The 25,577-nt window shown below is 70.7% G+C and carries 26 protein-coding genes; 12 read left to right on the plus strand and 14 right to left on the minus strand.

The features are described 5' to 3' along the window. The first annotated feature begins 165 nt into the window (after positions 1-165). The gene (locus tag OG285_RS16535; protein ID WP_371791401.1) at positions 166-2,514 is read left to right on the plus strand and encodes a SpoIIE family protein phosphatase; all 2,349 of its coding nucleotides are present in this window, start codon (positions 166-168) and stop codon (positions 2,512-2,514) included. Here the strand turns inward: OG285_RS16535 and OG285_RS16540 are convergent. The 3 genes from OG285_RS16540 to OG285_RS16550 form a co-directional block, all read right to left on the minus strand. Continuing rightward, positions 2,448-3,542, minus strand: coding sequence for an AI-2E family transporter (locus OG285_RS16540; RefSeq protein ID WP_371791402.1), 1,095 nt, complete (start codon positions 3,540-3,542; stop codon positions 2,448-2,450). The genes OG285_RS16535 and OG285_RS16540 overlap by 67 nt on opposite strands. Positions 3,543-3,648: 106 nt before the next feature. Further along, the gene (locus tag OG285_RS16545; protein WP_371791403.1) at positions 3,649-4,605 is read right to left on the minus strand and encodes a pirin family protein; all 957 of its coding nucleotides are present in this window, start codon (positions 4,603-4,605) and stop codon (positions 3,649-3,651) included. Between the two features lie 139 nt (positions 4,606-4,744). Further along, entirely contained in the window at positions 4,745-5,200 is a 456-nt protein-coding gene (locus OG285_RS16550; protein WP_164264700.1) for an SseB family protein, read from the minus strand. A gap of 152 nt (positions 5,201-5,352) precedes the next feature. On the opposite strand from OG285_RS16550, the gene OG285_RS16555 reads away from it, so the two are divergent. Further along, positions 5,353-7,179 carry an acyl-CoA dehydrogenase gene (locus tag OG285_RS16555; protein WP_356826905.1) on the plus strand — a complete coding sequence of 609 codons (1,827 nt, stop codon included), beginning with the start codon at positions 5,353-5,355 and terminating at the stop codon, positions 7,177-7,179. 19 nt (positions 7,180-7,198) lie between these two features. On the opposite strand, the gene OG285_RS16560 is transcribed toward OG285_RS16555, so the two are convergent. Further along, entirely contained in the window at positions 7,199-7,507 is a 309-nt protein-coding gene (locus OG285_RS16560) for a hypothetical protein (RefSeq protein WP_371791404.1), read from the minus strand. Here OG285_RS16560 and OG285_RS16565 point away from each other — a divergent pair. Together OG285_RS16565 and OG285_RS16570 are read left to right on the plus strand one after the other, a co-directional pair. After that, positions 7,506-8,807 (plus strand): M18 family aminopeptidase, encoded by a 1,302-nt coding sequence (locus OG285_RS16565; protein WP_356826671.1) that lies wholly within the window; start codon positions 7,506-7,508, stop codon positions 8,805-8,807. The genes OG285_RS16560 and OG285_RS16565 overlap by 2 nt on opposite strands. A gap of 156 nt (positions 8,808-8,963) precedes the next feature. Then, complete coding sequence (locus OG285_RS16570) at positions 8,964-9,185, plus strand: DUF6458 family protein (RefSeq protein ID WP_356826673.1); 222 nt, start codon at positions 8,964-8,966, stop codon at positions 9,183-9,185. Between the two features lie 24 nt (positions 9,186-9,209). Here OG285_RS16570 and OG285_RS16575 read toward each other — a convergent pair whose 3' ends face one another. After that, entirely contained in the window at positions 9,210-11,012 is a 1,803-nt protein-coding gene (locus OG285_RS16575) for an NHL domain-containing thioredoxin family protein (RefSeq protein ID WP_371791405.1), read from the minus strand. Positions 11,013-11,122: 110 nt separating this feature from the next. Here OG285_RS16575 and OG285_RS16580 point away from each other — a divergent pair, with 110 nt between their 5' ends. Next, positions 11,123-11,626, plus strand: coding sequence for an LURP-one-related family protein (locus tag OG285_RS16580; protein WP_356826677.1), 504 nt, complete (start codon positions 11,123-11,125; stop codon positions 11,624-11,626). A 138-nt stretch (positions 11,627-11,764) separates the two neighbouring features. Here OG285_RS16580 and OG285_RS16585 read toward each other — a convergent pair whose 3' ends face one another. From OG285_RS16585 to OG285_RS16605, 5 genes are all read right to left on the minus strand, one after another. Beyond that, positions 11,765-12,718 carry a hypothetical protein gene (locus OG285_RS16585; RefSeq protein WP_356826679.1) on the minus strand — a complete coding sequence of 318 codons (954 nt, stop codon included), beginning with the start codon at positions 12,716-12,718 and terminating at the stop codon, positions 11,765-11,767. A gap of 108 nt (positions 12,719-12,826) precedes the next feature. Continuing rightward, the gene (locus tag OG285_RS16590; protein WP_371791406.1) at positions 12,827-13,741 is read right to left on the minus strand and encodes an ABC transporter ATP-binding protein; all 915 of its coding nucleotides are present in this window, start codon (positions 13,739-13,741) and stop codon (positions 12,827-12,829) included. Beyond that, the gene (locus OG285_RS16595) at positions 13,738-14,136 is read right to left on the minus strand and encodes a GntR family transcriptional regulator (RefSeq protein ID WP_356826683.1); all 399 of its coding nucleotides are present in this window, start codon (positions 14,134-14,136) and stop codon (positions 13,738-13,740) included. Before OG285_RS16595 ends, OG285_RS16590 begins: the two co-directional genes overlap by 4 nt. Before the next feature lie 186 nt (positions 14,137-14,322). Next, positions 14,323-14,970: a class I SAM-dependent methyltransferase gene (locus OG285_RS16600; protein WP_356826685.1), complete on the minus strand. Its 648-nt coding sequence runs from the start codon at positions 14,968-14,970 to the stop codon at positions 14,323-14,325. A gap of 125 nt (positions 14,971-15,095) precedes the next feature. Further along, on the minus strand, positions 15,096-15,887 hold the full coding sequence (locus OG285_RS16605) for a carbon-nitrogen family hydrolase (RefSeq protein ID WP_371791407.1): 792 nt from the start codon (positions 15,885-15,887) through the stop codon (positions 15,096-15,098). A gap of 185 nt (positions 15,888-16,072) precedes the next feature. Here OG285_RS16605 and OG285_RS16610 point away from each other — a divergent pair, with 185 nt between their 5' ends. Continuing rightward, positions 16,073-16,897, plus strand: a complete 825-nt coding sequence (locus OG285_RS16610) for a maleylpyruvate isomerase family mycothiol-dependent enzyme (RefSeq protein ID WP_356826689.1) — start codon at positions 16,073-16,075, stop codon at positions 16,895-16,897. A 78-nt stretch (positions 16,898-16,975) separates the two neighbouring features. Here the strand turns inward: OG285_RS16610 and OG285_RS16615 are convergent, their stop codons facing one another. Together OG285_RS16615 and OG285_RS16620 are read right to left on the minus strand one after the other, a co-directional pair. Beyond that, entirely contained in the window at positions 16,976-18,268 is a 1,293-nt protein-coding gene (locus OG285_RS16615; protein WP_356826691.1) for an MFS transporter, read from the minus strand. Beyond that, positions 18,265-18,918: a GntR family transcriptional regulator gene (locus OG285_RS16620; RefSeq protein WP_356826693.1), complete on the minus strand. Its 654-nt coding sequence runs from the start codon at positions 18,916-18,918 to the stop codon at positions 18,265-18,267. Before OG285_RS16620 ends, OG285_RS16615 begins: the two co-directional genes overlap by 4 nt. A gap of 246 nt (positions 18,919-19,164) precedes the next feature. On the opposite strand from OG285_RS16620, the gene OG285_RS16625 reads away from it, so the two are divergent. Beyond that, on the plus strand, positions 19,165-19,758 hold the full coding sequence (locus tag OG285_RS16625) for a TetR/AcrR family transcriptional regulator (RefSeq protein ID WP_371791408.1): 594 nt from the start codon (positions 19,165-19,167) through the stop codon (positions 19,756-19,758). Beyond that, a complete protein-coding gene (locus OG285_RS16630) occupies positions 19,755-20,594 on the plus strand; it encodes an alpha/beta fold hydrolase (protein ID WP_371791409.1) in 840 nt (279 codons plus the stop codon). The genes OG285_RS16625 and OG285_RS16630 overlap by 4 nt, the downstream gene beginning before the upstream one ends. A gap of 178 nt (positions 20,595-20,772) precedes the next feature. Here the strand turns inward: OG285_RS16630 and OG285_RS16635 are convergent, their stop codons facing one another. Further along, the gene (locus OG285_RS16635; protein WP_356826699.1) at positions 20,773-21,177 is read right to left on the minus strand and encodes a pyridoxamine 5'-phosphate oxidase family protein; all 405 of its coding nucleotides are present in this window, start codon (positions 21,175-21,177) and stop codon (positions 20,773-20,775) included. Between the two features lie 199 nt (positions 21,178-21,376). On the opposite strand from OG285_RS16635, the gene OG285_RS16640 reads away from it, so the two are divergent. Continuing rightward, entirely contained in the window at positions 21,377-21,853 is a 477-nt protein-coding gene (locus OG285_RS16640) for a carboxymuconolactone decarboxylase family protein (RefSeq protein ID WP_371791410.1), read from the plus strand. A 212-nt stretch (positions 21,854-22,065) separates the two neighbouring features. Further along, positions 22,066-23,040, plus strand: a complete 975-nt coding sequence (locus OG285_RS16645) for a BRO family protein (protein WP_371793553.1) — start codon at positions 22,066-22,068, stop codon at positions 23,038-23,040. Positions 23,041-23,101: 61 nt separating this feature from the next. Here the strand turns inward: OG285_RS16645 and OG285_RS16650 are convergent, their stop codons facing one another. Next, the gene (locus tag OG285_RS16650) at positions 23,102-23,839 is read right to left on the minus strand and encodes a trypsin-like serine protease (protein WP_356826705.1); all 738 of its coding nucleotides are present in this window, start codon (positions 23,837-23,839) and stop codon (positions 23,102-23,104) included. Positions 23,840-24,137: 298 nt separating this feature from the next. Between OG285_RS16650 and OG285_RS16655 the strand changes: the two genes are divergently transcribed. Both OG285_RS16655 and OG285_RS16660 read left to right on the plus strand, forming a co-directional pair. Further along, on the plus strand, positions 24,138-24,644 hold the full coding sequence (locus tag OG285_RS16655; RefSeq protein ID WP_371791411.1) for a SigE family RNA polymerase sigma factor: 507 nt from the start codon (positions 24,138-24,140) through the stop codon (positions 24,642-24,644). 66 nt (positions 24,645-24,710) lie between these two features. Then, the gene (locus OG285_RS16660) at positions 24,711-25,532 is read left to right on the plus strand and encodes a hypothetical protein (protein ID WP_371791412.1); all 822 of its coding nucleotides are present in this window, start codon (positions 24,711-24,713) and stop codon (positions 25,530-25,532) included. The last annotated feature ends 45 nt before the right edge of the window (positions 25,533-25,577 follow it).

Consider the following 25,577-nt stretch of genomic DNA (forward strand, 5'->3'; position numbering starts at 1 on the left):
ATCCAGTTCTTCGCGAGACAGGCGGGAAGGGTGTACTTCGCACCAGGGTACCGCCGGGCACACCATGCCTTTACGCCTTTATCGGCCCGGGCCGACAGCCCCGGGGAGGCCGCATGGACGCACCCTGTGTGGCGGCTGCCGGTCCCACCTTCTTAAAGTGGGTCAATGCGCACCGAGGACGTCCTGGCCGCCATCGCGACCGGCCTGTGGCGATGGGACAACACCGCCGGGATCGTCACGCTCGACGCGGAAGCCGCCCGGCTCCTCGGTCTGCCCGCCGAACCGTCCACGGTCTCCGAGGCCACGGCCCGCTCCCGGTTCCACCCCGTCGACTGGAACGAGATCAACGGGACGGTGAATCTCGCGGTCGCCGAGGACACCCTCGCCGAGGCCCGGCTGCGCATCGTGGACGAGACGGGCCGGGTGCTGCGTACCGTCCGCACCCGCTCCAAGCCGCTGATCGGCGCGGACGGCTATGTCCTGGTCGGCACCCTCCAGGAGGTCGCGGAGCCGCAGCCGGGGGACGCGGCGCACACCCCGATCACCGGTGACTGGCGCCGCTCCCGCGAGGCGTTCCTGCTGGACGCGGGGCGCGCGCTCGCCGAGGCCAGGTCCACCGAGGAGGTGCTGCGGGTCGCCGCCTCACTCTCCATGCCCGGGTTCGAGCCGGACGGCCTCGCGGTCTTCGGGATCACCGGCGACTGGCTGACGGTCATCGGGCACCACGGTCACAACCCCGGCCAGGACGGTTTGATCGCGGAGTTCCCGATGAGCACGTCGGAGCAGTACCCCGCCGCCGAGGTCGCCAGGACGGGGCGGGCCATCTATCTGCCGACGCCCGCCACGTACCGCGACCGCTATCCCCGGTACTGGCCCGCCGTGGAGCCCCTCCACCGGCACTCCTGGGCCTTCGTCCCGCTGGTCGACTCCGGGGTGACGATCGGGGCCTGGATGGCGGCCTTCGCCTATCCGGTCAGCTTCTCGCCCGACGAACGCTCGGTGCTGACGACGGTCGCCCGGATGCTGGCCCAGGCCCTCGCCCGCGCCGGGGTGGCCGACAACGAGCGCGAGCTGTCGCTCGGGCTCCAGCGTTCGATGCTGCCGATGCTGGGCCCCCGCATCCCCGGGATGACGGTCACCGCACGGTATGTGCCGACCGGGGGCGGCCTCCAGGTCGGCGGTGACTGGTACGACGTGATCGCGCTGCCGGGGAGCACCGCGCAGGAGGACGGCAAGGGCGGCGGCCGGGTGGCGCTGGTCATCGGAGACGTCCAGGGGCACGACGTACGGGCGGCCGGGATGATGGGCCAGCTGCGGATCGCCCTGCGCGCGTACGCGGCCGAGGGCCATCCGCCCGACGCGGTGCTCTCCCGGGCCTCGCGCTTCCTGTACGGCATCACGGACACGTACGACCAGGGCGACTCCGACGAGCCGCCCGCCCCGCGCTTCGCGACCTGTCTGTACATCGAGGTCGACCCGGCCACCGGCACACTCGACGTCGCCCGGGCGGGCCACCCCGACCCGACGGTCCGCACGATCGACGGCACGGTACTGGTGCGGCCCGTCGAGGGCGGGCTGCCGCTGGGCATCCATCCGGACACCGACTACCCGACGACCCGGCTGGTGCTCCAGCCCGGCGAGACGCTGATGATGTGCACGGACGGGCTCATAGAGACCGGCGGCCACGATCTCGACACGGGCTGGGAGCGGATCCGCGGAACGCTGGAGCGGCACACGGGGGACAACCTGGAGATCCTCGCCGACGCACTGGTGCAGGCCGCGCACGGCCCGCCGGAGCACCACCACACCGGACCGTTCTCGGACCGCCGCGAGGACGACATCGCCCTCCTGCTGATGTCCCGCGCGGGCGAGCCGGCACGGGCGGGCACGACCCGCCACATCTCCCTGACGATCGCGCAGGCCCAGCCGGAGCGCATCTCGGCGGCCCGGAGCCAGCTGCGGGAGCTGCTGCACGACTGGGCGGACAGTGAACAGGTCGACTCGGCCGCGCTGATGGTCTCCGAGATGGCGACGAACGTCCTCATCCACACGGACGGCGATGCGAGGCTGATCGCGGACGTCACCGGTGAGCCCGGCAGCAGACGGCTGCGGGTCGAGGTCTCCGACGACAGTGACGAACTGCCGCACAAGCGGCGCCCCGGCGAGATGGCCTCGTCGGGGCGCGGTCTGCTGCTCATGGAGATGCTCGCGGACATGTGGGGGGTGGATCCGCAGGGGTCCGGCAAGTCGATCTGGTTCGAGCTCTACGAGTCGCGCGGTGAATCGAAGAACGGGGCGGCCGGGTCCGGGGATTCGGATGGTTCCGGTGATTCCGGGGACGGTTCCGAGGGGCCGTCGGCCGATCTGCTGTCCGACTTCCTGGCCGACCTCGCACCCGACGAACTACTGGAGCCGGACGGCCCGCAGGGCACCGGGACCGGTTCGGCTCAGCCGTCCCCGCCGGATGCCGGGCCGGGACCGGCCCCCGCCTCCGGTTCGGGCTCCGGCGGGTAGCGCCTCCGCAGTTCGCCGATCACCCCGAAGGCAGCCGCGGCCACCGGTACGGCGAGCAGCATCCCCAGGAGCCCCGCGACGCTGGCCCCGGCCGTCAGCGAGATCAGCACCATCGCCGGGTGCATCTGGACCGTACGGCTCTGGATCACGGGCTGGAGCACGTGCCCCTCCAGCACCTGCACCAGCAGGACCACGCCCAGCGCCCAGAGCGCGATCACGAATCCCCGGTCCGCGAGGGCCACCAGCACGGCGACCGCGCCGGAGATGAACGCGCCGAGATACGGGATGTAGGCGCCGACGAACACCAGCGCACCGAGGCCGATCGCCCCCGGCACCCGCAGGATCAGCAGGCCGACCGAGATGCAGACGGCGTCGATGAGCGCGATCAGGGTGGTACCGCGCATGAACCCCTCGACGGCCTCGAAGGCGCGGCGGGCCATGGCCTCTATGGTGGCCCCGTGGCTCGGCGCGATGGCGTACGCCAGGCCGCGGGCGTGGTCACGGTCGCGGATGAAGAAGAAGGTGAGCAGCAGGGCCAGCACGCTGGTCGCGATGAGCGTGCCGATCAGGCTCAGGCCGCTGAGCAGCCCGCCGGCCGCGTTGGCGCCGAACTTGCCGAGCAGGCTTTTGGCGTTGTCGGCGATGCTGGTGACGCCGTCGCCGGTGGCCACCCCGAAGTGATCGGCGATCCACTTCCCGGCGTCCTTGAGCGAGGCGACGATCTGGTCGCCGGTGTCGATGAGCGCGGTGACGACGATGTACCCGGCGCCGCCGACCACGGCGACGAGCACGGCGCAGGTGAGCCCGGCCGCGAGTGATTTGTTCAGCCGCATCCGGACCAGCCACCGGTGGACGGGTCCGAGGAGCGCCGTACCGAGCAGGGCGAGCATCACGGGGGTGACGGCGCTCTTGAGCGTGACACAGAGCCAGACCCCGACCGCGGCCACGCCCGTGACGAGCAGCGCGACGACACACCAGGCAGCCAGACGACGGGCGTGGACGGGGAGAAGCGGCTTCTGGGTATGCACGCCTCCAGCCGATCACGGGGGCCGGGCGACGGCTCGTCCGCCGGGGCCGGGCGGGTGGCGGACCTGCCCGGGTGGCGGGCAGGCCCGCCCGCCACCCGGGCACGTACTACATCCCGTGCACCGCGGGCACCGTCCCCAGCCGGCCGCGCTGGAAGTCCTCGAACGCCTGCTTGAGCTCGGCCTCGCTGTTCATGACGAACGGTCCGTAGTGCGCCATCGGCTCCCGTATCGGGCGCCCGCCCAGCAGGACGACCTCCAGGTCAGGGCTCTTCGCGTCCTGGGCCTCGTCCGCGCGGACGGTCAGCGAGGAGCCCGCGCCGAAGACCGCGGTCTGGCCGGTACGGACCGGGCGGCGGTCCGTACCGACGGAGCCGCGCCCGGCCATGACGTACGCCAGGCCGTTGAAGTCCTCGCGCCACGGCAGCGTGACCTCGGCGCCCGGCCGTACCGTCGCGTGGATCATCGTGATCGGGGTGTGGGTGATGCCGGGGCCGTCATTGCCGTCCAGCTCGCCCGCGATGACCCGCAGCAGCGCACCGCCGTCGGCGGAGGTGAGCAGCTGGACCTGGCCGCCGCCGATGTCCTGGTAGCGCGGGGCCATCATCTTGTCGCTCGCCGGGAGGTTCACCCAGAGCTGGAGCCCGTGGAAGAGCCCGCCGCTCACGACCAGCGACTCCGGCGGCGCCTCGATGTGCAGCAGGCCGGAGCCCGCCGTCATCCACTGGGTGTCGCCGTCGTTGATCGTGCCGCCGCCGCCGTTGGAGTCCTGGTGGACGAAGGTGCCGTCGATCAGATACGTGACGGTCTCGAAGCCGCGGTGCGGGTGCCAGGGCGTGCCCTTGGGCTCGCCGGGCGCGTACTCCACCTCACCCATCTGGTCCATCATGATGAACGGGTCGAGGTACTGGTAGTTGATCCCGGCGAACGCGCGGCGCACCGGGAACCCCTCGCCCTCGAAGCCCCCCGGCGCGGTGGACACCGCGAGCACGGGACGCGGCACGGCGCCCTCGGGCGCGTGGACGCGCGGCAGGGTCAGCGGATTCTCGACGGTCACGGCAGGCATGGCGGCCCTCCTGGCAGGATGCTCGGCATTCAAAGTAGTTGAATGGTGAACATCCAGCAAGCCATGCGCATTCCCGGAGCGGGCCGGACCCGCGGTTCAAGCCAGAGATTGACCGGATCGAGCTGCGTACGGCGAACCCTCAGCCGTACATCCGCCGCATCGCGAAGTCGACCATCTGCTCCACGGCCTTCGCGTCGAAGACCATCCGGTGCTCACCCTCCATGTCGAGGACGAAGCCGTACCCGGTGGGCAGCAGATCGATCACCTCGGCGCCGGTGATCACGAAGTACTTGGACTCCTTGCCCGCGTACCTGCGGAGCTCCTTCAGCGAGGTGAACATCGGGATCACCGGCTGCTGGGTGTTGTGCAGGGCGAGGAATCCGGGGTTGTCACCGCGCGGGCAGTAGACCTTCGACGTGGCGAAGATCTGCTGGAAGTCCTCGGCGGCCATCGAGCCGGTGGTGAAGGCCCGCACGCCGTCGGCGAGCGAGGGCGGCGACGGCTCGGGGTACAGCGGCTGGTCACCGTAGCCGGGCTGCGGCGCGGCGTACTGCTGCTGGGCGCCCTGGTTCGGGTTCGAGTCGTAGCCGTACATGCGCGCAAGAGTACTGAGTAAAGGGGTCCCGCCGCAGGGGCGGTCTCGTCACACTTGCCCGATAGGGGTTGCATCTTATTACTGGCGGGTAGCATCATCGTAGCTACTTGCTGGTATTCGTTACAGGTACGCGTTACGAGAGGGCTGTCGCCATGGGGCACTACAAGTCGAATCTCCGCGACATCGAGTTCAACCTCTTCGAGGTCCTCGGCCGCGACAAGCAGTACGGCGCCGGGCCGTTCGCGGAGATGGACGTCGACACCGCGAAGAGCATCCTCGACGAGGTGGCCAGGCTCGCGGAGAACGAGCTCGCGGAGTCCTATGCCGACGCCGACCGCAACCCGCCGGTCTTCGACCCGGAGACCAACACGGCACCCGTGCCTGACACGTTCAAGAAGTCCTACCAGGCCTTCATGGAGTCCGAGTACTGGCGGCTCGGCCTGCCCGAGGAGATCGGCGGCACCACCGCGCCGCGCTCCCTGATCTGGGCGTACGCGGAGCTGCTGCTCGGCGCGAACCCGGCGATCTGGATGTACTCCTCCGGTCCGGCCTTCGCCGGGATCCTCTTCGAGGAGGGCACCGAGGAGCAGAAGAAGATCGCGGAGATCGCGGTCGAGAAGCAGTGGGGCTCCACCATGGTCCTCACCGAGCCGGACGCCGGCTCGGACGTGGGCGCCGGGCGGACGAAGGCCGTGCGGCAGGACGACGGCTCCTGGCACATCGAGGGCGTGAAGCGCTTCATCACCTCGGGCGAGCACGACATGTCGGACAACATCATCCACTACGTGCTGGCGCGCCCCGAGGGCGCGGGCCCCGGCACCAAGGGCCTCTCGCTCTTCATGGTGCCGAAGTTCGAGTTCGACTGGACCACCGGCGAGCTGGGCGAGCGCAACGGCGTGTACGCGACGAACGTCGAGCACAAGATGGGCCTCAAGGCGTCCAACACCTGCGAGATGACGTTCGGCGACCGCCACCCCGCCAAGGGCTGGCTGATCGGTGACAAGCACGAGGGCATCCGCCAGATGTTCCGCATCATCGAGTTCGCCCGGATGATGGTCGGCACCAAGGCCATCGCGGCGCTCTCGACCGGCTACCTGAACGCGCTGGAGTACGCCAAGGAGCGCGTGCAGGGCCCCGACCTCGCGCAGTTCATGGACAAGACCGCGCCCAAGGTCACCATCACGCACCACCCCGACGTGCGCCGCTCGCTGATGACGCAGAAGGCGTACGCCGAGGGCATGCGCACCCTGGTCCTCTACACGGCGTCCGTCCAGGACGCGATCCAGGAGAAGGAGGCCGCGGGCGAGGACGCCAAGGCGCTGCACGGCCTCAACGACCTGCTGCTGCCGATCGTGAAAGGGTACGGCTCGGAGAAGTCGTACGAGCAGCTGGCCCAGTCGCTCCAGACCTTCGGCGGCTCCGGCTACCTCCAGGAGTACCCGGTCGAGCAGTACATCCGGGACGCCAAGATCGACACCCTCTACGAGGGCACGACGGCGATCCAGGGCCAGGACTTCTTCTTCCGGAAGATCGTCCGCGACCAGGGCGCCGCGCTGAACACCCTCTCCGAGGAGATCAAGAAGTTCCTCGCGGCCGGCACCGGCGGCGAGGAGCTGACCGGCGCCCGTGACCAGCTGGCCAAGGCCGCGGTGGACCTGGAGGCGATCGTCGGCGCGATGATCACCGACCTGACCTCGACCGGCGAGGACGTCAAGAACATCTACAAGGTGGGGCTCAACACCACCCGCCTGCTGCTGGCTTCGGGCGATGTCGTCGTGGCGTACCTGCTGCTCAAGGGTGCCGCGGTGGCCGCCGAGAAGCTGCCGACGGCTTCCGCGAAGGACACCGCGTTCTACCAGGGCAAGATCGCGGCCGCGAAGTTCTTCGCGGCGAACATCCTGCCGGACGTGAGTGCGCAGCGCGCCCTCGCCGAGACCGTCGACACCTCGCTGATGGACCTGGACGAGGCTGCGTTCTAGACCGTCCGGAAAGCTGCGCTCACCCCGGTGGCGGCGCGGTCCCGGTCTCCGGGGCCGCGTCGGCGCCGTGCGTTCGCGCGGGCGCCCGCTCCGGGCACGGGGGCCTGCGGGAGCGGACGGTTGTCGTGCGGAACACGTGGTGCAGGATCTCGCCCAGCAGCACGGGCTCCCTGGTGTCGGCGCCGTATTCGACCATGCGCCGATAGTGGCATCCACCACTGACAGCGGCCGCGATCCGTCCCACATGTCCCATGCGCCCACCGGCCCCGCGGCCCCGTTCCGTTCCGGCGGGCAAGGCCGCCGCCGCGGTCGTTATGGTGGCTGCCATGAGCGCATCCGTCCGCTTCGACCGCGGCCACACCGACGACCTGATGTCCTTCCTCACGGCCAGCCCCACGCCCTACCACGCCGTGGCGAACGCCGCCGGGCGGCTGGAGAAGGCGGGCTTCAGGCAGGTGTCGGAGACCGACGCCTGGGACGCGTCCACGGGCGGGAAATACGTGCTGCGGGGCGGCGCCGTCATCGCGTGGTACGTACCGGAGAACGCGTCGGCGCACACCCCGTTCCGGATCGTCGGCGCCCACACCGACTCCCCGAACCTGCGCGTGAAGCCCCTCCCCGACACCGGCAGCGACGGCTGGCGCCAGGTGGCCGTCGAGGTGTACGGCGGCACCCTGCTCAACACCTGGCTCGACCGGGACCTGGGCCTCGCCGGACGGCTCACGCTGCGCGACGGCAGCCACCGGCTGGTCGACGTGGACCGGGCGCTGCTGCGCGTACCGCAGCTCGCCATCCACCTGGACCGCTCGGTCCACACCGAAGGACTCAAGCTCGACAAGCAGCGCCACATGCAGCCGGTCTGGGGCCTCGGCGAGGTCCGCGAGGGCGACCTGATGCGGTTCGTCGCCGAGGAGGCCGGGGTCGCGGCCGACGACGTGACCGGCTGGGACCTCATGGTGAGCCCCGTCGAGGCGCCCTCCTATCTGGGCCGCGACCGGGAACTCCTCGCGGGCCCCCGGATGGACAACCTGCTCTCCGTGCACGCCGCCACCGCCGCGCTGGCCGCCGTCGCTTCCGGGCCCGGAGCCGGCGAGCTGACGCACATCCCGGTGCTGGCCGCCTTCGACCACGAGGAGAACGGCTCCCAGTCCGACACCGGCGCCGACGGGCCGCTGCTCGGCACCGTCCTGGAGCGCTCCGTGTTCGCACGCGGCGGCACGTACGAGGACCGGGCCCGCGCCTTCGCCGGGTCGGTCTGCCTCTCGTCGGACACCGGTCACGCCGTCCACCCCAACTACAGCGAGCGCCACGACCCGACGCACCACCCGCGCGCCAACGGCGGACCGATCCTCAAGGTCAACGTCAACATGCGGTACGCGACGGACGGCGGCGGCCGGGCCGTGTTCACCGCCGCGTGCGAGAAGGCCGGGGTGCCCATGCAGCACTTCGTGTCGAACAACTCGATGCCGTGCGGCACGACCATCGGCCCGATCACCGCGGCCCGGCACGGCATCAGCACCGTGGACATCGGCGTCGCGATCCTCTCCATGCACAGCGCGCGCGAACTGTGCGGGGCCGACGACCCGTACCTGCTCGCCAACTCCCTGACGGCTTTCCTGGAGGGCTGATTCCCCGGGGGCCGGTTCCCCCGGAACGCTGAGCGGAGCCGGCCGATGCCGCCGCCGAAGTCCACCGCGCCGACGCCACGTTGATTGGGTGTCCGGGTCCCGGGTACGCGCCCTGTACGGACCGAACAGCCACAACGACTTCGGAGGCGAACACCGATGGGCCTTGGCGGCTGCATCATTCTTCTCGTGGTGGGGGGCATCCTCACCTTCGCAACCGACTGGCACATGAACGGCGTCAACCTGGACATGGTCGGCATCATCATGATGCTCGTCGGCATCATCGGCATCGCCGTCTACACCAGCGTCCTGCGCCGTCGCCGTCCGACGGTGCCCACCGCGACCACCGTCGTCGAGGACGACCACCACCACCTGGGCTGACGGCCGACCCGCGGATCCGGCCGGTCAGCCGTCCATTCCCGCCAGCACCAGCGGCAGCCGGTCCGTCCCCTCGTCCGTCACACGGACGGGGACGCCCCAGTCCTGCTGGTGCACATGGCAGGCCGGATACGGGTTGGCCGGGTCGTCGTCGCAGGAGGCGGCCATCGCCGACACATGGAGCACGCCCTCGGTGACCTCCGGATTCAGCACCACGTCCCGGGAGAGATCCGTACCGGCCCCGTCCCCGTCGAGCAGCAGCTCGGGCGGGGTCGCGGAGACCAGCAGCCGGGTGGAGGGCCCGTACCGGACGTCCAGCTTCTGGCCGGCGGGTGCCTGGAAGACGACGTCGACCCGGAGCTTGCCCGGCGCGACGTCGGTGGCCGCCCGCTGCGTGCGGTGCGCGACGCTCTCCACCCGCACCGCCTCGTCGGGCAGGCGCAGCCGGGTCAGCCGGTGCCGCGCGGACTCCACCACCACGATGTCGTCGCCGACGAGCACCGCGTCGCTCGGCTCCCGCAAGTCCGTTGCCAGCGTGGTCACTTCACCGGTGGCCGGGTCGTAGCGGCGCAGCGCGTGGTTGTACGTGTCGGACACCGCGACCGAGCCGTCGGGCAGCGCCGTGACGCCCAGCGGGTGCTGGAGCAGGGCCTGCCCGGCGTCGCCGTCCCGGTGACCGAAGTCGAAGAGCCCGGTACCGACGGCGGTGTGCACCACGGCCCGCCCTTCGGCATCCGATTCGACCCAGCGCAGCGCGGACGTCTCCGAGTCGGCGATCCACAGCCGGTCCCCGGCGGCCGAGAGCCCCGACGGCTGCGCGAACCACGCCTCGGCGGCAGGTCCGTCGACCAGCCCCTCGTTGGTGGTCCCGGCAGCCACCTCGACGGTCCCGCTCTCCGGGTCGTAGGTCCAGAGCTGGTGCACACCCGCCATGGCGATCCACAGCCGCCCGCCGAACCAGGCGAGGTCCCAGGGCGAGGAGAGTGCCACGTCGAGAGCGGGCCCGCTGGTCGGCGACCCCTGCCACCACTGCTTCCCGGTCCCCGCGACGAGCGCGATCCCGCCGGTCTCCGGGTCGTACGTGCGGATGGCGTGGTGGACGCTGTCGGCGACCGCGACCTTCCCGCCGGGCAGCAGCGCGAGCCCCTGCGGCTCGTTGAAGACGCCCTCGCCGCCGATCCGCCGTACGACGGTCTCCCCGTCCACCTCCAGCTCGACCAGCTGGTGGCGAGTGGTGTCCGACACGAGCAGGTTGCCGCCGGGCAGCGTGATCACCTTGCCCGGGAAGCGCAGACCGGTGGCGACCGGCTCGGGCGCGACGTACGGACCGTCGCCGCGCCGCAGCGTGCCCTTGGCCGCGTGCTCGGCCTCCAGCTCGGTGACCAGCGTCTCGATGGCGTGCGCGTGCCCCTCGCCGGCGTGCTGGGCGACGACGTACCCCTCGGGGTCGATCACCACGAGCGTGGGCCAGGCGCGGACGGCGTACTGCTTCCAGGTGGCCAGCTCGGGATCGTCGAGGACGGGGTGGTGCACGCCGTAGCGCTCGACCGCGTCGACGACGGCCTGGTGCTCGGCCTCGTGCACGAACTTCGGGGAGTGCACGCCGATGATCACGACGGTGTCGCTGTGCTTCTGCTCCAGCTCGCGCAGCTCGTCGAGGACGTGCAGGCAGTTGATGCAGCAGAAGGTCCAGAAATCCAGCACGACAATGCGTCCGCGCAGGTCAGCGAGGGTGTACTGCTGACCCCCCGTGTTCAGCCAGCCGCCCTTGCCGATCAGCTCGGGGGCGCGGACACGGGCGCGACGGGGTGCGGGGGTCACATCGTTCATGCCGTCAAGGGTGCCACCTCGAACGGTGTGACCTGCGGCATGGTGCGGATGGGGCGGACCGGGCGCCGGCGGCCCGCTGCCCAACTGGCCCGGGCGGTAACGTCATCCGCATGAAATTCCTTGTGCGCGACCGTATTTTCGACATCGGCGACGACTACTGGATCGAGGACGAGAACGGCCACAAGGCCTATCTCGTCGACGGCAAGGTGATGCGCATCCGCGACACCCTTGAGCTCAAGGATCTCGACGGACAGGTGCTGATCACGCTCAAGGAGAAGCTGATCTCCATCAGCGACACGATGACCCTGAAGCGGGACGGCGAGGAACTGGCCACCGTCAGGAAGAAGAAGCTCACTCTGCTGCACGACCACTACCGCGTGAAGCTGGTCGACGGCACGGAGCTGGAGGTCAGCGGGAACATCCTGGACCGCGAGTTCGCGGTCGAGTACGAGAACGAGCTGCTGGCCGACATCTCGAAGAAGTGGTTCAGCGTGCGGGACGCGTACGCGGTGAACGTGGTCCGTGAGGACTCCGACCCCGCGCTGATGATCGCCATCGCGGTCTCCGTGATCCACATGCACGAGAAGGAGCACGAGAAGGAGCACGAGGGCTAGACCCCGGCTCCCCTGGGCGCGCTTGTCCGGACCACCGGGCCGGAGCACCCGGCCGGACCGTCAGGACCGGGCACCGGGCCGGGGCCCCCTTGTCGCGGGCCCCGGCCGGCGGTCGGACCGCACGGTCCCGGCCGTCGGTCAGACCGTCCGGCGCTTCAGTGCCCAGAAGGCCACGCCGACCGCGAGCGCGGTCAGGGCGAGCAGGACACCGCACTCCGTGAGCTGGCGGGGCCAGAAGTCCGGGGACGGGAGATAGGTGCGGGTGAAGCCGGTCACGTCGTGCTGGGCGAGGCACCGCACCTTGTCGTAGCACTCGGGGTCGGTGATCCGGGCGCCGGTGGACGTGATCGCCCGGCTGTGTACGGAGACGTCGGGCACCTGGTAGGCGCGCTGGAACGGCCACAGACCGCTGCGGATGGCGGTGACCACGTACTGGAGCACGGCGGCGACGGCCATGGCGGGCAGGGTGCGGCGCAGCAGCAGGCCGCAGAGCGCGCCGAGGGCGAGCGCGAGCAGCGGAGCGACGACAGCGGCGGGGCCGATCGAGAAGTACAGCTCGCGGGGCAGGTAGCCGGCGAGCAGCAGGTCGCTGCGGGAGGTCCACACCAGCCGGTAGAGCAGGATGAGCAGACCGGTGCCGACAGTGACGACCAGAGCCGGGACGGCGAGTTTGGCGGCGAGCCAGCGGGCCGGCGAGACGGACTGGGACCAGGCGAGCCTGGTGGTGCCGCTCTCCAGCTCGCGGGCGGTCAGCGGGCCGGCCGCGAAGAGGGCCACGCAGAAGGTGGCGATGCTGATCAGGGTGGCCGGGTCGTAGAAGAGGTTGTTGTAGGCGGACCAGAAGGTGTTGAACACCGGGCCCCGCCAGGCGTCCTGCTGCACCCCGGCGTAACCGAACTTGTCGAACAGCTTCTGTGTGGCGTTCGCGCCCGGACCGTCCAGCCAGAGCAGCAGCCCGGCGGTGACGACCACGAAGGCGATCCAGGACCACAGCGCTGCCCGGTGCAGGCGCAGTTCGGTCCGGAGCAGGTCCAGCCCCGAGGGGCGGAGCGGAGGTGTGGGGGTGGGCTGGTCCACGGAGGTGGCGGTCATGAGACGTCCTTGTGAGCGGCGGTGAGATCGTGGTGTGTGCGTGGGGGGAACGGGAAACGGGAGTGGTACGGCCGGGGCCGGGCGGGCTCCGGCGCGTGGGCGGGGCGGTCAGGCCGCCGCCGCGGAGCCCCCGCTCATCTCCGGGGTGAGGAACGCCGGGGAGCCGGATGCGCGGAGGTGGGCCAGCAGCAGCTCCTCCAGGGTGGGTTCCTGCGTCTGCCAGGTGTCGGCGAGCGGGCCCCGGGGGCGGATCAGAGCGGTGAGGCCGCGGCCGGTGGGGTGGGACTCGATGACCGTGTGCGGGGACAGGTCGGTGCCCCGGCCGGTGACCACGGTGTGCGCGGCGAGCAGTTCTTCGACGGAGCCGCCCAGTCGCATACGGCCGTCGTCGAGGAGCAGCAAGCGGTCGCAGGAGTAGGCGAGTTCGGAGACGATGTGGGAGGAGAGCAGGATGCTGGTGCCGTTCTCGGCGGCGTCGGCCAGCAGCAGGCCCATCAGCTGCTGACGGGCCAGGGGGTCGAGTTCGGCCATCGGTTCGTCCAGCAGCAGCAGGTCGGGCCGCTTGCCCAGGGTGAGGGCGAGTGCCACGCGGGTGCGCTGGCCGCCGGAGAGTCCGCGGATCCTGCGCCCGGGGTCGAGGCTGCCCTCTTCGACGATCCGGGCGGCGTAAGCGGCGTCCCAGCGGCCCGTGTTGAGGCGGGCCCCCAGATCCAGCGTGTCGGCGATGGAGAGATGCCCGTAGAGCGGCTGGGCCTGGTCCAGGTAGCCGACCCGGTCGCGGTGGGTGCCGGGCGCGGCACCCAGGACGTCGACGGCGCCGCCGTCCGGCCGGATCAGCCCGGCGACGATCCGCAGGAGCGTGGACTTGCCCGCGCCGTTGGGGCCGACCAGCGCGCAGACACTGCCCGCCGGGACCCGGAAAGAGCAGTCCTCCAGGGCGAGGGCCGCGCGGCGGCCACGCCCGTGGCGGTGGGTGAGTCCGGTCGTCTCCATCGCGGCCGGGGCGCTGCTGATGATGCTCACTGATCCCCCTTCGGGAAGTGCTCGTCCAGTACCGAGGTCAGAAGCGCGGCGGCGCTCTCCCGGCCGATGCCCGCGGCCCGGGCCCGCAGCGCCCAGCCGTCCAGCTCCGCCCGCAGGGGGGAGCCGGTGCCGGTGCCGTCGAGCGTCCTGAGGATGAACGTCCCCACGCCCCGCCGCGCCTCGACCAGGCCCGCGCGCTCCAGCTCCCGGTAGGCCTTGAGCACGGTGTTCGGATTGATGGCCGTGGCCTCGACGACCTCACGTGCCGTGGGGAGCTTGTCCCCCGGTTCGAGAAGGCCCATCCGCAGCGCCTGCTGGGTCTGCTGAACGATCTGGAGATACGTCGGGATGCCGCTGTGCCGGTCGATGCGGTACTCGACATGGTGATCGGCCACCAGCACCCCCTCTTTCACTAATTGACTAGTGAAAGTCTGCCCCGGCGGCGCGGGAGGCGTCAAGTCCGTGTTGACCCCGGACGACCCCGCGACCCGGTCCGGCGCCCCTCAGGAGCCCCCGCGCTCTCCCGCAGCGGCCCGGTGCCCCGCCGTCCCGCGCCCCCGCAGGAGCCCCCGCGGTCCGGCTCAGCGCCCCCTGGTCGCCTGGAGGTAAGCCTGCGGCTGCTTCTCCTGCGGGTCCGGCTCGCGCACCAGTTGGGCCCGCACGTCGAACCCGGCGTCGGCCAGCCACCCGGCGACCCGGCCCGGCGGCAGCCAGTGGACGTCGAGCGAGAGGTCATGGCCGTAGCCGTGGTCGAGGTGGCGGAGTTCGTCACCGGCCTTGAAGGCGAGCAGCAGCCGCCCGCCCGGCGCGAGCACCCGGTGGAACCCAGCGAAGACCGAGGGCAGCAGCTCCGGCGGGAGGTGGATGATCGAGTACCAGGCGACCAGGCCGCCGAGCGAGCCGTCCGCCAGGTCGAGGGCGGTCATCGACCCCACCTCGAACCGCAGGCCCGGATACGTCCGGCGGGCCACGTCGACCATCCCCGGCGAGAGGTCGATCCCGAACGCCTCCGCCCCCAGCCCGTCCAGATGCGCCGTCACCCGGCCCGGACCGCAGCCGACGTCGGCCACCGGTCCGCCGCCGTCCGTCCGCACCTGGTCGGCGAACGCGGCGAGCATCGCCCGGTCGTAGGGGCTGTTCGCGAGGTCGTCACGGACGCGTTCCTCGTAGGCGACCGCGACGGTGTCGTAGGACGCGCGGATGGTGCTCAGGCAGCCGGGTTCGGTCATGGCGGTGCTCTCCGTGCTCCGTGGTTCGCGGTCGGTGGTGCGGGGCGGCCGCGGTTCAGCGCGGCGGGGCCAGCCCGAGACGCCGGTCCTTCAGCGCGGCGGGGCCAGCCCGAGACGCCGGTCCTTCAGCGCGGCGGGGCCAGCCCGAGACGCCGGTCCTTCAGCGCGGGGAACTGCTCGCGGGTCCTGGCGACGAGCGCCGGGTCGAGTTCGACCGTCAGGACCTCTTCGTCCGGGCCCGCCTCGGCGAGCACCTCACCCCAGGGGTCGACCACGATGCTGTGACCCGCCTGTGGCACGTCCGCGTGCGTACCGGCGGACCCGCAGGCCAGCACGTACGCCTGGTTCTCCACCGCGCGCGCCTGCGCGAGCAGCGTCCAGTGCGAGCGGCGGCGCTCCGGCCAGCCCGCGGGGACGACCAGGAGGTGGGCGCCCGCGTCGGTCAGGCCGCGGAACAGTTCGGGGAAGCGCAGGTCGTAGCAGGTGGCCAGGCCGAGCGTGGTCTCCGGCAGGTCCACCGTCACCAGTGCGTCGCCCGCGCCCATCAGGACCGCCTCGCCCTTGTCGAAGCCGAAGCGGTGGATCTTGCGGTAGACGGCGGCCCGTTCGCCCTCGGGGGAGAAGACCAGGGAGGTGTTGTAGAGCGGCCCTTCGGGGTCCTGCTCCACGATCGAGCCGGCGTGCAGCCAGACCCCGGCGTCGCGGGCCGCCTTCGCCATCGCCTCGTGCGTGGGGCCGTCCAGCGGTTCGGCCTCGGCCGCGAAGGACTCGTACGCGAAGGCGCCCACGGGCCACAGTTCGGGCAGGACGACGAGATCCGCACCGGACTGGTCCCGTACGAGATCCGCCACGCGCAAACGGCGTGAAGCGGGCGATTCCGCAGGATTCACTGCGATCTGGAGGAGAGAGGCGCGCACAGTACCACCGTCCTGGCATTCGGGCCGTCAACGCGGGCCTACGATCGTCACACGAAAGCACTGCCGGGGTGCCACTGGGCAGCGTACTGTGCCTTCCGGGGGGATGCCCCCAGACCCCCAGCAGTGCCTCGAACACCAGCAGGTCTACGCCCGCCGTACCGCAGAACACCGCTCCGAGGGGTCCCGTGACAGTCCATCCAAGCCTTCAGACCTATGCCGACGCCTGGACCCACTCCGCAGAAGCCATATCCGAGCTGGTGAAGCCGCTCGTCGAAGGCGAGTGGAACCGCGGGACGCCCTGCCCCAACTGGTCGGTGCGCGACATCATCTCCCACATCATCGGCATGGAGAACGAACAGCTCGGGGACCCCCGGCCGATCCACACCCTGCCGCGCGACCTCTTCCACGTGAAGACGGAACACCAGCGGTACATGGAGATGCAGGTCGACGTCCGGCGCCACCACACCTCGCCGGAGATGACCGCCGACCTGGAGTACACGATCATCCGGCGCTCGCGGCAGCTGCGGAACGAGACCCGGCAGCCGGACACCCTGGTGCGCGCGCCGCTCAGCGCGGAACAGACGCTCGAAGTGGCGCTGCGGATGCGCGCGTTCGACGTCTGGGTGCATGAGCAGGATCTGCGCACCACCCTGGGCAGGCCGGGCAATCTGGACTCGCAGGGTGCCTATGTGGCCCGCGACGTCCTGGTGGAGGCGCTGCCGAAGGTCGTCGCCAAGGAGGCGGGCGCACCGCCGAACACCGCGGTCGTCTTCGACATCACCGGCACCGTCGAGTTCATGCGGACGGTCCGGGTGGACTCCGAGGGGCGCGGCACGGTCGACGGCTCGCCCTCGCTGGGTCCCGCCGTGACGATCGCGATGGACTGGGAGACGTACTTCCGGCTGGCCTGCGGGCGGGTCAGGCTGGCGTCGGTCTCGGACGAGATCAAGGCCGAGGGCGACCAGGAACTGGCCGCGGCGATCCTCCAGTCGTTCGCCGTGACGCCGTGACGTCATGACGCCGTAGCGCCATGACGCCGTAGCGGCGGGCCTCCCGGGATCGCGCGGGACGGATCACGTCGGGACGGATCACACCGGGACGTGCACGGCCTCCACCCGGCTGGTCACCAGCCGCTCGTTCTCGCGGCGCGCGCTGCGCCGGCGCAGCCGGAGGATCTGGGTGACGCCCAGCGCCTCCAGGACGAAGATGGAGCAGAAGGCGATCCGGTAGTTGTCGCCCGTCGCGTCCAGCAGGACTCCGACCGCGAGCAGGGTCACCATCGACGCGATGAAGCCGCCCATGTTGACGATGCCGGACGCGGTGCCCTGGCGCTCCGGAGGGTTGGCGGGCCGCGCGAAGTCGAAGCCGATCATCGAGGCCGGACCGCAGGCGCCGAGCACCGTGCACAGCGTCAGCAGCAGCCACATCGGCGCGTGGCCGCCCGGGCAGGCGAGGGTGCACGCCCAGAGCAGTGCGGTCGCACCCACCGTGGACAGGGCGATCGGGGCCCGGGCGCCCTGGTGCCGGGCGATGATCTGCCCGTAGACCAGGCCGACGACCATGTTCGAGAGCACGATCAGGGTGAGCAGTTCGCCCGCCGTGGCCCGGGACAGGCCCTGCGCCTCCACGAGGAACGGCATCCCCCACAGCAGCAGGAAGAACATCGCGGGGAACTGCGTGGTGAAGTGCACCCACATCCCGAGCCGGGTACCGGGTTCGCTCCAGGCCGCGGCGATCTGCCGGCGCACGGACGCGGCCCCCGGGTGCGGGGCGGGCGGCGGCTCGAACCCCTCGGGGTGGTCCTTCAGGAAGAGCAGCATCACCACCAGCACCAGCACCCCGGCGAGCGAGCTGCCCGCGAAGGTGGCGGTCCAGCCGAGGCCGTGCAGCGTACGGGAGATGACGATGGTCGAGACGAGGTTGCCGGCCATCCCGACCAGACCCGCGAGCTGGGCGACCATCGGCCCGCGCCGGGCGGGGAACCAGCGGCTGCCGAGCCGCAGCACGCTGATGAAGGTCATGGCGTCACCGCAGCCGAGCAGCGCACGGGAGGCGAGGGCCGTGCCGTACGTGGGGGAGAACGCGAAGCCGAGCTGTCCCAGCGTGAACAGCACCACCCCGAGGGTCAGCACCTTCTTGGTGCCGAGCCGGTCCACGAGCAGGCCGACGGGTATCTGCATCCCGGCGTAGACGAGCAGCTGGAGTATGGAGAACGTGGAGAGGGCGGAGGCGTTGACGTGGAAGCGGTCGGCGGCGTCCAGACCGGCCACGCCCAGGCTGGTACGGAAGACGATCGCCACGAAGTAGACGGCGACGCCGATCGACCACACGGTGACCGCACGCCGCCCTCCCGGCGGATCGCCGGGCAGCACGGCGCTCATCGGTCCTCCCCGCGGGCCAGGTTCCGGATCCGGGTGACATGCCGGCGGACGACGGCGACGGCGTCGTCGGCGTTCGCACCGCGCAGCGCTTCCAGGATCTCGCCGTGCTCGGCGAGAGTGAGGGCGGTGCGGTCGGGGTGCGCCTGGAGCACGGCGACGCCCATCCGCAACTGCCGGTCGCGCAGCTGGTCGTAGAGGCGGGAGAGGATCTCGTTCCCGGCGCTGCGGACGATCTCCGCGTGGAAGCAGCGGTCGCTGACGGCGGCTCCGGCGAGATCGCCGGACTCCACCTGTGCGGTCTGCTCGGCCAGCAGCTCGGCGAGCCGCTCGATGAGCTGGGGGGAGGCGGGCACGGCCTTCCGCGCGGCGAACTCCTCGACCAGCAGCCGGGTTTCCACCACGTCGTGGATCTCCTGCGCGGAGACGGCGAGGACCAGGGCGCCCTTCTTCGGGTAGAGCTTGATGAGCCCTTCGACCTCCAGCTTGAGCAGCGCCTCCCGTACGGGAGTCCGGGAGACCCCCACGGCATCGGCGAGCTCGCCCTCGGTGAGGAGCGTCCCGCCCTCGTAACGGCGGTCGAGTACGGCCTGTTTGACGTGGGCGTAGACGCGGTCGGCGGCGGGGGGCTGTTTCAGCGGGGCGACGGGCATGCGCACAGCATAGATACAACAGGGATGCGTCGGGGAGAGGCGTCCGCATGCCGGGACGCGAGCGGGCGGCGGCAGAGGCCGGCGAGCGGATGGCGGCGAGCGGATGGCGGCAGGGGCCGGCGAGCGGATCGTCCACGGCTCCCGCGCGCCGGGCACGCCTCTCCCGCTTGCCGCTCCTAGGGCTCCTAGGCTAAAACTAGGGTCCCTAGGAACGGATCCCGGGGAATGGCGTGAAGGGTGGGGCGCATGGTGCGGGCAGGGCTGACGGCGGAGCGGGTGACGGTCGCGGGCGCCGAACTGGCGGACGAGGCGGGGCTCGGCCAGGTGACCATGTCGCAGGTGGCGCGGCGGCTCGGAGTGAAGGACGCGAGTCTCTACACGCACGTCCGCGGCCTGGAGGACCTGCGCGGACGGATCGCGTTGCTGGCGGCGGACGAGAAGACCATCCGTATCGCGGAGGCGACCGCCGGACGGGCGGGCAAGGACGCGCTGGTCGCGTTCGCCAACGCCTGGCGGGAGTACGCCCACCGGCATCCGGGCCGCTACCTGGCGACGCAGACCCCGATCGAGATCGACCCGGAGCTGGCCGCCAAGGCACCCGGACCGCGGCGCGCGGTCGAGCTGACCTACGGAATGCTGCGCGGTTACGGACTGGCCGAGCCGGACCTGACCGACGCGGTCCGGTTGCTGCGCAGCACGTTCCACGGGTTCGTCGCCCTGGAGGCAGCGGGTGGTTTCGCACACCAGCGCTCGCCGCAGCAGTCCTGGCTCCGCGCCCTCGACGCCCTGCACACCCTCCTGGAGCACTGGCCGCCGTCCCGAGAAGGAGACTCCTCATGACCGCTCCTACCACTGGCAGCGTGCGCGTGAACGGCGCGACCCTGCACTACGAAGTACGCGGCCACGGCCCGCTCCTGCTGCTGATCCCCGGAGGGACGGGCGGCGCAGCCGCCTTCGACGACATCGCTGACGGCCTCGCCGCCGCGTACACGGTGGCCACCTACGACCCGCGCGGCATGTCCCGGAGCGCACTGGACGATCCCGAGGCCGAGCAGCACGTGGCCGAACACGCCGACGACGCACTCCGGATACTGGAACTGCTGTCGCCCGGCGAGCCCGCCCGGGTGTTCGGCGCCAGCTCGGGCGCGATCGTTGCCCTGCACCTGCTCACCACCCATCCCGAACGCGTCGAGCGCGTCGTGGCGCACGAGCCCCCGGCGGTCATGGTCCTGCCGGACGCCGCCGACCATCGCGAGCTCATCGCGCGGGTGCGGGAGACGTTCCGCACGCAAGGGCTCATGCCGGCCATGGCCGTGTTCGCCGCGGGCCTGAAGAAGGACGACGACGCCGGCGAACCGAAGACCGGGGCCGAGCTTCCTCCGCAGGCGGCTGCGCGGGCCGAACGGACGATGGCCGACCTGCCGTACTTCGTCGGGCGCATCGTGCCCGGCTTCATGTCCTACACCCCGGACCTCAACCGGCTCACGGCTCTGGCGGATCAGCTCGTGCTCGCCGCCGGCCAGGAGTCCCGTGGCGAACTCACCTACCGCCCGGCCGCCTTCCTGGCCGGCCATCTCGGCCTGGAACTCCGGCACTTCCCCGGCGGTCACATCGGCCTGACCACACATCCGGCCCAGTTCGGGGAACGGCTGCGTGCGGTATTCGGCGCCCAGTAGGCCGAGACACTCCCCGGCCCGTGACGGGCAGACGCCCCGAGGCGCCGGGAACCCGGACGGCTTCGGACGTGTCTACCGCAGTGCAACGCCAAACACCACCAAGGGTGCAACCAGTGTCCACCTTCCGTAAGTTGAGCGCGGCCACCTGCGCAACGGAGTGGGGCCGCCGTCCCCGCCGTCACTGCGCGACACCCGTCAACAGCCATCGCCGCACGGGGACTTCGAGCAGTACACGTCCTCCGCCCGGGCGGTGGGGGACCGTGACGTCCCATGCGTACTTCGCCGCGAACGCGGCCTTCACCTCGTCGGGAAACCCGTCGTGGCGGAGATGAACCTCTCCCTCCGCCACGACGGGGGACCGGCCGTCCTCCAGCGCCAGGGAGACCCGCGGATTCTCCCGGAGGTTGCGCACCTTGACCGAGCCGCTGTCCACGCCGATCCACCAGCTGCCCCGGAGAAAGACGAACCACACCGGCGTCACGTGGGGTGACCCGTCGGGACGGACCCCGCACAGCCAGACGGTGCGCTCGGCGGCCAGACGGTGCAGGACGGCGGGGTCAATCGGCGGCTCGGCGGTACTCATCCGCCCATTCCAGTCCATGCGTCCATCGCCCCGCATCGGCCCGCAGCCGCTGACACACCGGACTTTCGACCTACGCCTGCCCGGTCTGTCCACGGCGTGTACGGCGTGGACGTGCACGGCGTGTCTGCGCGGATGTCACATCGAGCCGAGCTGTTCCGTCGTATCCGTGTAGGCATCGATCACGACAGAGGAGTCCATCATGGGTCCCCGTATCAACATGTTCGAGAACGCGGTCGCGGGCAAGGTCTGGAAGCACATCATCGCGGCGAACAAGGCGATCGTCGCATCGTCGGCGCTGCCCGTCGCGACGCAGGAGCTGGTGAAGATCCGCGCGAGCCAGATCAACGGGTGCGGCGCCTGTCTCGACATGCACACCAAGGAGGCCACCGCGGCCGGTGAGACCGCGGACCGGCTCAATCTGATCGCCGCCTGGCGGGAGACCACGGTCTTCACCGAGGCCGAGCGCGCGGCTCTGGAGCTGGCGGAGCAGGGCACCCGCCTCGCCGACGCGGCCGGCGGCGTCACGGACGAGGCCTGGGCCGACGCCGCCAAGCACTACGACGAGGACCAGCTCGCCGCCCTGGTGTCCCAGATCGCCATCATCAACGCCTTCAACCGCGGCAACGTCATGATCAAGCAGCCCGGCGGCGGCTACGAGGTCGGCATGCTCGGATAATGCGGACCAATCGGCCGGGGGCCGGACACCGCCCCGTACCGGCGGCGCCAACCCGAGACGCCGCCGGTACGGGCGCACCCCTTGTCAACGGCTCTCAGAACATGACCGATCCGCAGCTTTTCCGATGTCATTCACTCGCAATCGTGAACCTCCCGCATTCGACTGGCATATGTCATTTGCACCCCTTTACCTTCCGCGTGGAGGTGGTCCACATGGACGAACAGAGCACACAGCCCGACGTGTGCAGGCGAACCGAGGCATTGGACATCAGCGACTTCGTCTACGGGGCGACGGGAACGCGCCTGCGAAGGCTGACCATGCCGGACGGATCCCACTGGTTCCCGGCGGTGGATGTCTGCCGGGAGCTCGGTTACAGCAACTCCAGGACTGCGGTGCGCGATCACGTCCCAGGGGGGCACCGAGACATTCTTGAGACCGTAGCTGGAGCCTACGGTCTCAAGATTCCCGCAGGTAGAGAGTGGCGTCGAGACCTGAATGTCATCGACCTACAGGGACTCGTCCTGCTCGTCAACGGGAGTACGAAGCCGTCGTGCCGGCCCTTCAAGGAATGGGTCTCGGAGGTTGTCCAGACCATCCAGCGCACCGGTTCCTACAGTCTCCCGACAGCAGAGATTCAGCCACCCGAACCGACGGCCCCAGTGGCGTACACCATGCCGGAACAGATGGTGGAAGCAATCATCCGCCTTGAGGAGCGCAACATACGGCTCGACGAAGAGTTCGCGTCCGCGCAGCGCGAACGCCTCGCCATGGAGCGGGAACATCTCGCACTCCAACGCGAATCCCTTTCGATACAGCGGGAGATGCTCGCCGCACAACAGACCACTGCCCGATCCGCCGAGCGGATCGCGGACCGGTTCGGCACCGTGCCCGCCAGTCCAGAGATCCCGGACGGGCGCCCCTCCCGCCCGACCACAGAGGCCGTACTGGCCGACTGGAAGACGCGCATGTCGGTGACCGAGGACGTCTGGGCGGTAGCCCTCACCATCGCCCCGCCGCTGGCGGACACCGGCGAGCTGCGACTGCCGCTGGAGTCCATCGCGACCAGGACCGGTCTCCCGGCGCACCGCGTCAACGAGTGCCTGCGGTTCATGCGCAAGCACGCGTGCATCCACCCCGTGGGGGCGGCGGCGGACGGAGCGCCGGTGTACGTGCTCAACCGCCCATGACCCGTCTCTGCGGGGAACGGCGAGAGCGGCTTCAGCGCGCCGTGAAGCCGCCCCGCGGGGCTCAGTGCCGGTCGATGACCGAGCGGATCCACTTGAGCTGCTGGGAGACCTGGCCGGCCCCCGCGAACTTCTCCCGGTCGGAGCCGAAGAAGACCCCGATGAGCGTCTCGCTGCCGCGCGGGCCGATGGTCATCACCGGGCCACCGGAGTCACCGCCGGCGGGAATCCCGGAGACCTTCTGCGCGCAGAAGTCCGTCCCGCCCGGCACGGCAAGTCCGTCGCACCCGGGTGCGTCCGACCGCAGAACACGCAGCTTCGACTGCTTGACCACAGGCGACTGGCAGGTGTTCTCGTCCCCCGTGCAGGTCGCACCCCACCCGTACTGCTGCACGAGCTGACCGGGGCGAGCCGCGACCGTGGCGAGCCGCGCCACCCGGACCTTCATCGGCGGCACTTTGATCAGCATCATGTCGGCCTTCGCACTGCCCACCCGGCTGCCCTTCACCGGGTGCACCGTGGTGCCCTTCCGCTCGTCGAGGTTGCCGACCCGGAACGAGATCCGGGAGTCGGCGACGGGCTCCGCCTGCTCGAAGAAGCAGTGCGAAGCGCTGATGATCCACTGCGACGAGATCGCCGTGCCGGTGCACTCCTGCTTACCGTCGACCACCATGCGCACCGCCCACGGTGCATAGGTGCTCACCGACCCTCCGATGACGGCGGAAGCCGGTGCGGCCGACATCAGACCGCCCGCCACCAGCAGCGAGACGGTCAGCAGAAGAACACGAATACGGTGCACCATCCGAAGCAACTCCCTTCTCCTGCGGGGCTCGCGGCCTCTGCGGCGCGGACCCCGCTCCAGCCATCTCAGGACCGGACGGCCTCACTGGTAAGACGCTGCCCGGAGACGATTCGCCCAGCTCCACTCGGAGCGACATCGAATCGAGACGGGGCGGGGACATCGCGGGTGCTCCCGCGTCACACCGCTGCCGCGGCAGCGGTGGAAAAGAGGATGCTCCTGCCCCGCGACATCCCGCCGTCTCACGTAGTCAAGGGGGTATGCACGGGGATCACGGCACAAGAGAACCGACGGGGGCCGAGTGAAATCAGCACAGGAGGATCAGTACCTGGAGTTCGTGGCCGAGAGAGCGAAGGCGCTGTACCGCTCGGCGTACGTCCTCGCGGCCGGTGACACACATCTCGCCGAGGACCTCGTCCAGGAGACCCTCAGCCGGGTGTACGTGCACTGGAAACGGGTGGCCAGAGCGGACAGCCCCGCGGCCTACGCCCAGACGATTCTGGTCCGCACCTCCCTCACCCTGCGGCGTCGGCGAAGCTCGGGCGAGCGCCCCACCGGACACCTGCCCGACAGCGCGGCGGCCGGCCCGGACGCCGCACTGCGGCTCACCCTGCTGGACGCGCTCGGCCAACTACCGCCCCGGGACCGTGCGGTGCTGCTGCTGCGCTACTGGGAGGACCGCAGCATCGAGGAGACCGCCAAGATGCTCAAGCTCAGCAGCGGGGCGGTCCGCTCCCAGGGCACCCGGGCACTCAACAGGGTGCGCGCGCTGCTCGGCGACAGCCTGTCCGACCTCGTTCCGCACTGAGCACCGGTGCACACAGGCCGAAACCATCGCGAGACCCCCATCAGTGACAGAAAAGGTGGCGCCAGCATGCCCTTCGAAGCAGACCTCGCACACGCCCTGAACCGCACGGCCGACTCCCTCGAACCCGATCTCACCGCGCTCACGAGCGGGGCCGTCGAGCGCGGACGGAGCCGCAGCCGGCGCCGGCGCAACGCCGGACTCATCGCCGGGGTCGGCGCCTGCGCCGCGATCGCGGCAGCCGGACTGGTGCTCCCCGGCGCGCTCGCCGGGGCTTCCGAAGGTTCCGACATGCAAGCGGTGGCGCTGGCGATGCCCCGTTCCGCGATCACCGGCACCCAGATGATCAACGCGGTGAAGAAGACGTTCCCCGGGAGCCGGTTCGCCCAGGAGCACGGACAGAGCAACAACCCGTCGGATCCGTCCGGCGGGTGGGTCGCCAACGGCGAAGTGGACGTCAACGACGGGCACGGCGCCGCCGGGGTCGGTGTCTCGGCCATGCGGCTCAAGCTGCCGCTCAAGGACGGCGAAGGGCTGAACTGCGACCAGACGGCCGGGCGCCGCAAGGCCGGTGACACCTGCAAGGTGAGCGAGCTGCCGAGCAGCGCCGCGCTTCCGGGCGGAGCCCTGGTGATGTCGGAGAAGATCGCGGAAAGGCAGCCGATCGGTGCCGACCCCGTCCCCGCCTCCGAGGTCGCTCACCGCTGGACGACGACGGTGACCCTGAAGTCGACCGGCGCCCAGCTCCAGCTGGTGCAGTGGAACACCACCGGCGAGTCCGGTGGAAACCGGCCGAAGCCGACCCGTGACACTCCCCCGCTCTCCCAGAAGCAGGCGGTGACCGCACTCACCGGTTCCGCCTGGGCACCGATCCTCGGTGCCGTCGGCTGACCCCTCGCATGGCCGAGAACGAGGGCAGAACCTCCATGACCTGCT

It is taken from the genome of Streptomyces sp. NBC_01471 (genome assembly GCF_041438865.1).
Lineage (GTDB): Bacteria > Actinomycetota > Actinomycetes > Streptomycetales > Streptomycetaceae > Streptomyces.

Coding starts and splice junctions, on each gene's coding strand:
- OG285_RS16535 (WP_371791401.1), top strand. CDS start 166: ATGCGCACCGAGGACGTCCTGGCCGCCATCGCGACCGGCCTGTGGCGA.
- OG285_RS16545 (WP_371791403.1), bottom strand. CDS start 4,605: ATGCCTGCCGTGACCGTCGAGAATCCGCTGACCCTGCCGCGCGTCCAC.
- OG285_RS16550 (WP_164264700.1), bottom strand. CDS start 5,200: ATGTACGGCTACGACTCGAACCCGAACCAGGGCGCCCAGCAGCAGTAC.
- OG285_RS16555 (WP_356826905.1), top strand. CDS start 5,353: ATGGGGCACTACAAGTCGAATCTCCGCGACATCGAGTTCAACCTCTTC.
- OG285_RS16565 (WP_356826671.1), top strand. CDS start 7,506: ATGAGCGCATCCGTCCGCTTCGACCGCGGCCACACCGACGACCTGATG.
- OG285_RS16560 (WP_371791404.1), bottom strand. CDS start 7,507: ATGGCAGCCACCATAACGACCGCGGCGGCGGCCTTGCCCGCCGGAACG.
- OG285_RS16570 (WP_356826673.1), top strand. CDS start 8,964: ATGGGCCTTGGCGGCTGCATCATTCTTCTCGTGGTGGGGGGCATCCTC.
- OG285_RS16575 (WP_371791405.1), bottom strand. CDS start 11,012: ATGAACGATGTGACCCCCGCACCCCGTCGCGCCCGTGTCCGCGCCCCC.
- OG285_RS16580 (WP_356826677.1), top strand. CDS start 11,123: ATGAAATTCCTTGTGCGCGACCGTATTTTCGACATCGGCGACGACTAC.
- OG285_RS16585 (WP_356826679.1), bottom strand. CDS start 12,718: ATGACCGCCACCTCCGTGGACCAGCCCACCCCCACACCTCCGCTCCGC.
- OG285_RS16600 (WP_356826685.1), bottom strand. CDS start 14,970: ATGACCGAACCCGGCTGCCTGAGCACCATCCGCGCGTCCTACGACACC.
- OG285_RS16615 (WP_356826691.1), bottom strand. CDS start 18,268: ATGAGCGCCGTGCTGCCCGGCGATCCGCCGGGAGGGCGGCGTGCGGTC.
- OG285_RS16620 (WP_356826693.1), bottom strand. CDS start 18,918: ATGCCCGTCGCCCCGCTGAAACAGCCCCCCGCCGCCGACCGCGTCTAC.
- OG285_RS16625 (WP_371791408.1), top strand. CDS start 19,165: ATGGTGCGGGCAGGGCTGACGGCGGAGCGGGTGACGGTCGCGGGCGCC.
- OG285_RS16630 (WP_371791409.1), top strand. CDS start 19,755: ATGACCGCTCCTACCACTGGCAGCGTGCGCGTGAACGGCGCGACCCTG.
- OG285_RS16635 (WP_356826699.1), bottom strand. CDS start 21,177: ATGAGTACCGCCGAGCCGCCGATTGACCCCGCCGTCCTGCACCGTCTG.
- OG285_RS16640 (WP_371791410.1), top strand. CDS start 21,377: ATGGGTCCCCGTATCAACATGTTCGAGAACGCGGTCGCGGGCAAGGTC.
- OG285_RS16645 (WP_371793553.1), top strand. CDS start 22,066: ATGGACGAACAGAGCACACAGCCCGACGTGTGCAGGCGAACCGAGGCA.
- OG285_RS16650 (WP_356826705.1), bottom strand. CDS start 23,839: ATGGTGCACCGTATTCGTGTTCTTCTGCTGACCGTCTCGCTGCTGGTG.
- OG285_RS16660 (WP_371791412.1), top strand. CDS start 24,711: ATGCCCTTCGAAGCAGACCTCGCACACGCCCTGAACCGCACGGCCGAC.